This is a genomic window from Bacillus sp. P4_D3, from assembly GCF_056401855.1.
Window position 1 is genome coordinate 1 of the sequence record NZ_JBFUIN010001088.1, and the last position, 845, is coordinate 845.

Consider the following 845-nt stretch of genomic DNA (forward strand, 5'->3'; position numbering starts at 1 on the left):
GTGTAGCATTCACCATATATACTTTCATATTATTTTGAGAAGAAATACTATTGATGGCATAGCTCCCAAATGTAACGCTAAGGACTATAAATAGTGGAGAATAAAACCCGAATATCATGATTAAAGTACATACTAAAAACAAATGGATTGGATTAACTTTCTTAGCAGCTTTGATATCTAAAAATATGGACATCAAAATCTCTAATAGGTATGGGCCAACTACAATGAAAATACAGGTTAACATGTTATAGAAAGTAAAACTATAAAAAATACCTATCAAAAATAAATATCCATTTCCTAATCCAAGTAAAAATGATTCTGCCTTTAATCGGATTGGTAAAGAAGATGAAAGTTTATGAAAGAACTTTCCTTTCAACAAACTCAAAAACATGAAACAAATAAGCGCTATAGAGAGTAGAAAAAAATAGAAAATATATTGTTCATTATTTATGTTACGACTTGTTCGTATCAAAAGAATAAGCATTGAGACAAAAAGAAACTTTCCTACTACCGATACGATGGAGATAGGTAAAAGCCCTTTGGCTAACTCTGTTCTCGGCATTTTTTTTATAGCAAAAAGGATACTGATTAAAAAAATCCCATATATGCATGTTATCAGCGGTGGCGATAGAAAACTAATCGCTAACAATACGATTATTAGTAAAAGAAAAACGATACCAATAATAATCGCTTGTTGATTTTTATTATAAATCTTTCCCCCGCCTTCCACATGTAGAAACAATAAAGTACTCGTCATGGTAGAAATTGTACTAACTGCAAAACCAGAAACTAACGCACTTATTTCTAGCCATCTTGAACTCCATCCAAAGAAAGTAACACTAAGT

General features: G+C 31.0%; 1 protein-coding gene. It reads right to left on the reverse strand.

Annotated features, from left to right (window positions below; all coding sequences use genetic code 11):
- On the reverse strand, positions 1-845 hold an 845-nt coding region (locus AC1DTM_RS29435; protein WP_477001584.1), incomplete at both ends, for a hypothetical protein.